This is a genomic window from Levilactobacillus humaensis (assembly GCF_024345185.1).
Taxonomy (GTDB): Bacteria; Bacillota; Bacilli; order Lactobacillales; family Lactobacillaceae; genus Levilactobacillus; species Levilactobacillus humaensis.
This window is the reverse complement of the sequence record NZ_BROB01000050.1, coordinates 1-6,790: the sequence shown is the minus strand read 5'-3', so window position 1 is coordinate 6,790 and position 6,790 is coordinate 1. Positions and strand designations below refer to the sequence as shown.

The 6,790-nt window shown below is 46.3% G+C and carries 8 protein-coding genes and 1 tRNA gene; 7 read left to right on the top strand and 2 right to left on the bottom strand.

Going from position 1 to position 6,790, the window contains the following annotated elements:
* Window positions 1-260 precede the first annotated feature (260 nt).
* On the top strand, window positions 261-845 hold the full coding sequence (locus tag OCU14_RS11060) for a hypothetical protein (protein ID WP_261811071.1): 585 nt from the start codon (window positions 261-263) through the stop codon (window positions 843-845).
* 41 nt (window positions 846-886) lie between these two features.
* Here OCU14_RS11060 and OCU14_RS11055 read toward each other — a convergent pair whose 3' ends face one another.
* Window positions 887-2,056, bottom strand: a complete 1,170-nt coding sequence (locus OCU14_RS11055; protein ID WP_261811070.1) for a hydroxymethylglutaryl-CoA synthase — start codon at window positions 2,054-2,056, stop codon at window positions 887-889.
* 132 nt (window positions 2,057-2,188) lie between these two features.
* Window positions 2,189-3,070 (bottom strand): PPK2 family polyphosphate kinase, encoded by an 882-nt coding sequence (locus OCU14_RS11050; protein WP_261811069.1) that lies wholly within the window; start codon window positions 3,068-3,070, stop codon window positions 2,189-2,191.
* Between the two features lie 174 nt (window positions 3,071-3,244).
* Here OCU14_RS11050 and OCU14_RS11045 point away from each other — a divergent pair, with 174 nt between their 5' ends.
* The 6 genes from OCU14_RS11045 to OCU14_RS11020 all read left to right on the top strand — a co-directional run bounded on the left by OCU14_RS11045 (window position 3,245) and on the right by OCU14_RS11020 (window position 6,595).
* Window positions 3,245-3,907, top strand: a complete 663-nt coding sequence (locus OCU14_RS11045; RefSeq protein ID WP_057877555.1) for a histidine phosphatase family protein — start codon at window positions 3,245-3,247, stop codon at window positions 3,905-3,907.
* A 19-nt stretch (window positions 3,908-3,926) separates the two neighbouring features.
* Window positions 3,927-4,112, top strand: a complete 186-nt coding sequence (locus OCU14_RS11040; protein WP_261811068.1) for a PspC domain-containing protein — start codon at window positions 3,927-3,929, stop codon at window positions 4,110-4,112.
* Between the two features lie 123 nt (window positions 4,113-4,235).
* Window positions 4,236-4,709, top strand: a complete 474-nt coding sequence (gene ndk, locus OCU14_RS11035) for a nucleoside-diphosphate kinase (protein WP_057877553.1) — start codon at window positions 4,236-4,238, stop codon at window positions 4,707-4,709.
* 239 nt (window positions 4,710-4,948) lie between these two features.
* Window positions 4,949-5,347 carry a TIR domain-containing protein gene (locus OCU14_RS11030; protein ID WP_261811067.1) on the top strand — a complete coding sequence of 133 codons (399 nt, stop codon included), beginning with the start codon at window positions 4,949-4,951 and terminating at the stop codon, window positions 5,345-5,347.
* A 56-nt stretch (window positions 5,348-5,403) separates the two neighbouring features.
* Window positions 5,404-5,492, top strand: a tRNA-Ser gene (locus OCU14_RS11025).
* 479 nt (window positions 5,493-5,971) lie between these two features.
* The gene (locus OCU14_RS11020) at window positions 5,972-6,595 is read left to right on the top strand and encodes a hypothetical protein (protein WP_261811066.1); all 624 of its coding nucleotides are present in this window, start codon (window positions 5,972-5,974) and stop codon (window positions 6,593-6,595) included.
* Window positions 6,596-6,790: the final 195 nt, after the last annotated feature.

The window sequence follows — 6,790 nt, the reverse complement described above, 5'->3', positions numbered from 1 at the left end:
TTAGCCAATCGTTGATATTCCTGACTCATCGCTAGAAATTGCTCTGCTTGATCAGCGTCCGGATAGAGTCTCAGCTTAATTGTTCGCCCTAATTTAACCAATGGATACCTCCCCTATAGATTGGATTAAGTATAACATGTTTAGTCCTCTTGAGGGGAACGTACGTTTCAAAAAATATGCTAAATTCTGGCATTCATCCCACGATTAAAATCGTAGGTTTTCTGCTTAATTTTTAATAAACTCTTCAAGGAGGCACCATTATGTTCCTCGGATTTGCCATTCTCGGTGGCTTAGTGTCACTGATCGCCATATTTTCATTAATTACCGCGTTTCACCAAAGAAGTTCCAAGGTGGGTGCAAGTGCCTTACTCATCATTGCCTTACTCCTAACCGGCTGGTCTGTTTGGAAGTTGCCTTACTGGTCACACCAACAGGCCAAGGATAATCCCACGACCAAGTCGCGTAAGAAGATCAGCTCGAACTCCGGTCAGGCCTTTGATTCACAGTCGCATCAAGCAACCCGGGCTGATAATGAAAAGAGCGTCAACAAGCAACTGGGAAAGTCCCTGCAAAAGATTGGGACGATGAGTTTTGATGCCAAGACCAAGACCTACACCCTGACGGTGACCAACAAGGATCTACAGTCAACGATTCGGGGACTGACCAAGCATCCTGAACAGGCCAAACAAGCCAAGTGGCCACGCTTCGTGAACAGCTTTAGTAAGACCAGCGCCTCGCTGAAGAAGGCCCTGGGAACCGGCTACACCTTCCAGATTGGGCTCAAGAATCAGAAGCCGGTGTTAATCTACAAGGACGGTTACGTCACCTACAATAAATTTGAATAGACAGTAAAGGCCGCGAAAACTTGTCGTTTCGCGGCCTTCTTTTATTGCTTTTGATACAGACGTTGCTCACCCTGACGACCAGTTAAGCGGTATTCAGCAGGATCATTCCCCACGGCTAACTGGGCATCACTGCCGTCACTGCTGAGCCGTTGCATGAAGATTTCCTCATACTCGGTAACTGTGACCCGCTGACGTTGATCCAACAACTGGTCAATAGCTGTCGAATCAAAGCCCTGCTGATAACCTGCTTGCACGGTGCCGCTGAAAAACTCACCCTCAGCCCCGGAACCATAACTGAAGAGACCGATGCGCTCGCCCGCCGCCATCGTCTGATGCCGGAGTAAGGACAATAGGCTCAGGTAAAGGGCCCCCGTGTAAAGGTTCCCCACGTTACGATTATCCGCCTGGCTCGCCTCAAAGGACGCCGTGAGTTCCGCCTGATGGGCCTCGGTCGCCGACGGTAGGATCTGTCGAAGTCCCTTACGCCCCATCTTAGTGAAAGGCAAATGGAAGACAAAAGCAGAAAAATCCGCAATTGTCAGGTCCGTTTGGTCTTGGTAGCCTCGCCAAACACGCTTGAAAAAGTCCAAATAAACATTGGTAGAATACTTACCATCGACCAAAGCTTCCGTCCGGTACGTTGGCCGCCAAAAATCCATGACATCTTCATTGTGATAGCTCGTGACGGGATCCAATGCCAGAATCTGCGGATTGGCGCTAACCAACATGGCGACCGCACCACCGCCCTGAGTCACTTCCCCAGCGGTCCGTAGTCCGTAGCGAGCAATGTCCGCCCCGATGACCAAGACCTTAGCCGTGGGTCGCACCCGCACAAAGTCAGCCGCCAATTGGAGGCCAGCAGTGGCGCCGTAACAGGCTTGTTTCAATTCGACCGCACGAGTCTCAGCTGGCAGTCCTATCAGATGCGCTAAGTAAATCGCCGTGGACTTAGAGTTGTCGATACCAGATTCCGTCCCAAACAGCACCATGCCGATCTCAGCCTTTAGTGCCGGCGTCAGAAATTGTTCGGCCGCGTTGGCCGCCATCGTCACGACATCCTGGGTTGGCGGAATCACAGCCTGTTTTGATTGGCCAATCCCAATTAAGTACTTGTTCGGATCATCGTTTCTTGCGGCTGCTAAGTCGCGCATGTCCAAATAAAGATTGGGGGTAAAGAACCCCATTTTATCAATTCCAACGGTTACGGTCATGCCTTGATTCCTCCTAATTATGAAACATTCTGCGAGTCATCATACCACAACCGCAAATAAATTGGCTAATTGCATGCTACATTTATATTTTATTTAAAAGATGTTTATTGCTGTTTTAACGCTTTTTGTCTATTACAATTTGCCGTTCTTAAGTTGTTCCAAGGTCGACTTCAATTGGCGTTTCACATTCGGATCAACCGTCGGATATTCCAGCTGTAACGCTTGGAATCGTTGAATCAAGATGTTAGATACAATAAGCCGTGCGATACCCTTATCGTCGGCCGGAATCAGGTACCAAGGCGACCGTTTTGTCGCCGTATTCTCGAGCATCTTGGTGTAGGCGACCCGGTAATCATCCCAATAAGCCCGTTCGCTGACGTCACTTGGTGAGAATTTCCAGTTCTTACTTGGCACCTCAATCCGTTTCTCAAAGCGCCGCGTCTGTTCTTCCTTGGACAGATGTAAGTAGAATTTGATGGTGACAAAACCTTGATGACGTAAGTATTTTTCGTAATGCTTGAGATCTTGATAACGTCGGTCAAAGAACGCGGCATCGGCATCCGAAGCCTGATCGATTCCCGGGAGATTTTGTTTCGTTAACATCTCGGGATGAACGCGACTGATCAAGACATCCTCATATTGCGACCGATTGAAGATGCGAATCTCTCCCCGTGGTGGTAGTTCCTGATTGATCCGCCAGAGAAAATCATGATCCAGTTGCATTGACGTTGGTTGCTTGAAACTCACGACACTGGTTCCCGAAGGATTGAGACCGCTGAAGACGTGGCGAATGAGGCCGTCCTTACCGGCGGTATCCATCCCCTGCAAAATGATAATCACACCGTACTTTTTCTGCGAGTACAGCCGCGTTTGTAAGTCCCCTAATGCCAAAACGTTCGCCGTCAGTCGATTCTCAATGGCCGTGGCGTCCGGGCCCTTTTCCACTCGCGTGGCTAATTCGTCGAGGTCTAGGTCCAAATCACCCGTATAGCGGTAACTACTTTCAATGCTCATCCACATCATCTCCTGTATGTTAATAACATAGCATGTTTTACCCGACAATAACCATTTAACGCTTTAAAAATTTGTCGAGTTTAGTCAGCCATGCAAAAATCTTCGCGTTCTTTCACAAAGCTTGCTATACTAAAGATGTAACCACTTACCTGAAAGATGGAGGGGTCTAAAATTATGAAAAAGATTACGGCTTACTTTGTGCGACACGGTCAAACGATGTTGAACCATTATAACAAGGTTCAAGGGTGGATCGACTCACCTCTGACGGCCAAGGGACGGGCTGACGCGCAACGTGCGGGTCGCCAACTCAAGAATGTTCCCCTGACTGCAGCCTACAGTAGCGACTCAGGACGGGCCATTGAGACGGCTAGAATCGCCTTGCGCGAAATCCCCGACTCTCAAAATCTCGTCTCCTACCAATATCCAGAATTCCGGGAACAATGCCACGGTTACTTCGAAGGTAATGACCTGAATCAGATGTGGCAATTCGTCGGGGTTCAAGTGGGCTTGGATTCAGAATCCAAGGTACTGGGCACCTACGGTTTGGAAAAGGCCCGCGACCTGATTCACCAGGCCGACCTCTATGGCGACGCCGAAAGTAACGACATGTTCTGGGAACGTTTGGACCGCGGATTCGACAAACTGCGGGCTAACTCCAAGGATGGCGACCAAGTCGTTGTCGTTTCTCATGGGGTCACCATTCGTTCCATCGTCGACCGCTATGCCCCAGAATTGGATGAGGGTATCGCCACCATCAACGGTAGTATTACCAAGTTAGAGATTACCGATGACGACATCCACGTCGACTTCTTCAATAAAATTGATTTCCAATCTTAATTTTTAGGAGGCTGTTAATATGAAAGACTTTCACCGTTCCGCAACTAACCGGGTGTTTGCCGGGGTCATTGGCGGACTTGCCGAACGCTTCGACTGGAACGTCGGGGTTGCCCGCATCTTGTTCATCGTCTTGACGATGACACCGGTCTTCCCTGGACTCATCGTCTACCTGATTCTCTGGATGGTGATGGGTGACCCAGCCTAAAAGTATCTTAAAGGCACGCAGGTTGACTGTGGGAACCGTTTAGCCTAATATCTAAGTTAGTAACTTGTTAATGAGTGAGCAACTGTTTCTTGACTGTTTCAAAAACTTCAAGGAGGCACTACCATGGCAAATTCAGAAAAGACTTTATTGTTAGTTAAACCCGATGGCGTTGAAGAAGGTCACATTGGTGAAATCATCACCCGACTCGAACGTAAACGTTATGAAATCGTGGCGTTAAAGGTCGTTAGAGCCACTAGCGCGCAACTTCAACAACATTACCGTGATCAGGTCGGCAAGCCTTATTTCCACGAAATTGAAACCTATATGCAGGAAGGGCCACTGGTCGCTATCATTGTGACCGGGACCGACGTGGTCAAGGCTGTCCACAACCTGGCCGGCAAGACCCGTCCTAATGACGCTCAGCCTGGGACCATCCGTGGGGACTTTGCCCATGAATATCCAGATGGCATTCTCAGAAACATTGTCCACACTTCGGACAGTCGTGAGAACGCGCACCATGAAATCGCCATTTGGTTCCCAGAATTAGCCGTTGCCGCTCACAAGGCACCCGCAATTAAAGTGAAGCAAACCAATTAAACAAGCTTAAGCAATCCCCCACCTCGTGTGAGGGATTTTTTTATGTCTTCGGTTCGAACAATTAGTACCATTACTAACTTGGTCCCTTGGCTGTCGTCTATTCTCATAGTCAGGTAGACTTAGGTTAGCAACTTTGTATTAGGATTGTCATATTAATTTCATAAGATGCCAATCTGCCTGTCACCCAGTTGTCGCAACCATCCGTTAGAATGAACTCCATAAAGAAAGGAGCGCCCCCCATGAGTGAACTTTTTATCAGTTGTCAATCAGCCGATCCGTTGGCCCATTCGTTTCGCCAACAGCTTGAACATTGGTCAGAACAGGACTGGGAGTTTCCCACCGTAAGTTTCCATGAGCAGCACCTGCCGATTCGTTTTACCGGCTTCCAAGCTGCGAAGATTAAGCGTCAGCTCAAGCGGGACATCAAACGGGCTCACCGCCTCCTGGTTATTGTCAGCCGTGAAACCTGGCAGTCCGAATGGACCGATTGGGAGATTGCGACCGCCATTCAAGCGGGTAAGACCGTGCTGGCCACTAAACTGGACAGCACCAATATTGCCCCACTGGCTCTAATCGCTGGTCCCTCAACCTGGGTACCACCTTTCGACCGCTCCGTTTTCACCCAACAACGAAATTAATCCAAACTTGGCTTGCATTTATATGCATTATTGGTAAAATGTATTAGTAGTCACATGGAGAGTTGGCAGAGTGGTAATGCAACGGACTCGAAATCCGTCGAACCGGCGAATACCCGGCGCGCAGGTTCAATTCCTGTACTCTCCTTAATTGAATGAGTCATTACTATTCTATCCATCACTGAAATTCGTTTAGTGATGGATTTTTTGTTTGTAAGTTAATTTACGCGTAGGGTAATTTGCTACGTTCTACAAATGTTTTCATTTTCGATAATTCACATTTTACTTGAATAAGACCACCCTATCATCAGGTACCTCAACCGTTTTCAAAACAACAAATTAATATGATTCCCTCATGATATAATTATAATAATCATCCAAGAACATTTCTGAATATGATAATTTTCATGATTATTATAATTCTATAACTACCGATTGGCTTAAGATCAACAAATAATTTGAAACGTCGACCGGTACACCTAAAACATATAATAGTCTGAAATGAATGTTCAGTGCATACCATGAGTCTAAGAAAATACACTACAATACGCGATTTTGACATAAATCTGCCCAACACTGCTGATGGCATAAAACTCACGCATAATTACATATTGGAGGTTTCAACTTATGATAGACACCTTACTCGGCTTAAGCTTTATCGTATTCATGGTTCTCGGAGGTATCTGGTACAATGCACGTAAACATAAAACACCTTCCAAGGTTCCTGGAAAATACGTACTATACTCACTTGGGGTACTTGTCGTGATATTTTTCATATCAACATCATTGTCAAAGCCTTCTAACAATAGCTCTTCTTCAACAGCTGAATCTTCTTCAACTAAAAAGGCGTCAAATAACACCCAGGATGAAAATGATGCTCTTCAAAAACTTTCTGGTAAAGAACTAAGAAAATATAATTCGAGTTTAATTGACAGCCTAAATGAGGAACAACAATGGGCAAATGATGGTAAAAATAAATACAATGAATCACTATATATCGACAATTTGAAATACGATAGCAGTCGCGGACTACTTGTCTACGTATCCGACGAATTTACTACTTTGAAAAATACCGATAGATCCGCCGTCTCCCGGCACGCACAACAACTGGCTAATGCCCAAGTTGTCATTTTAGGTAAAGAAGTCAACGAGGACTCAATGCCAGTAACGAGTATTTATCACGGTTCAGAAAAGATTGGCCGTTCGAAAGCACTCAGTGGAAATCTAAAATTCAAGTGGATAAACGACTGATACTTTGCTTTTCAGTAGACAAGCCACATATTTAATTTCTTTATCGAACGATATTAAATACAAAAGACACCCCCAGCCAAACAGCCGGAGGTGTCTCTATTTATATATCATCAAAAAATGGCTCTTTGTCAACGGGTGTTGATGAGAGAGTAAGGGGTTCAATTCACTTACGAATTGGGCTCCTTTTTTCTATCC

What these genes read in the sequence shown, in the direction of transcription:
- OCU14_RS11060 (WP_261811071.1), top strand. Translation starts at nt 261, where the DNA reads ATGTTCCTCGGATTTGCCATTCTCGGTGGCTTAGTGTCACTGATCGCC.
- OCU14_RS11055 (WP_261811070.1), bottom strand. Translation starts at nt 2,056, where the DNA reads ATGACCGTAACCGTTGGAATTGATAAAATGGGGTTCTTTACCCCCAAT.
- OCU14_RS11050 (WP_261811069.1), bottom strand. Translation starts at nt 3,070, where the DNA reads ATGAGCATTGAAAGTAGTTACCGCTATACGGGTGATTTGGACCTAGAC.
- OCU14_RS11045 (WP_057877555.1), top strand. Translation starts at nt 3,245, where the DNA reads ATGAAAAAGATTACGGCTTACTTTGTGCGACACGGTCAAACGATGTTG.
- OCU14_RS11040 (WP_261811068.1), top strand. Translation starts at nt 3,927, where the DNA reads ATGAAAGACTTTCACCGTTCCGCAACTAACCGGGTGTTTGCCGGGGTC.
- ndk (WP_057877553.1), top strand. Translation starts at nt 4,236, where the DNA reads ATGGCAAATTCAGAAAAGACTTTATTGTTAGTTAAACCCGATGGCGTT.
- OCU14_RS11030 (WP_261811067.1), top strand. Translation starts at nt 4,949, where the DNA reads ATGAGTGAACTTTTTATCAGTTGTCAATCAGCCGATCCGTTGGCCCAT.
- OCU14_RS11020 (WP_261811066.1), top strand. Translation starts at nt 5,972, where the DNA reads ATGATAGACACCTTACTCGGCTTAAGCTTTATCGTATTCATGGTTCTC.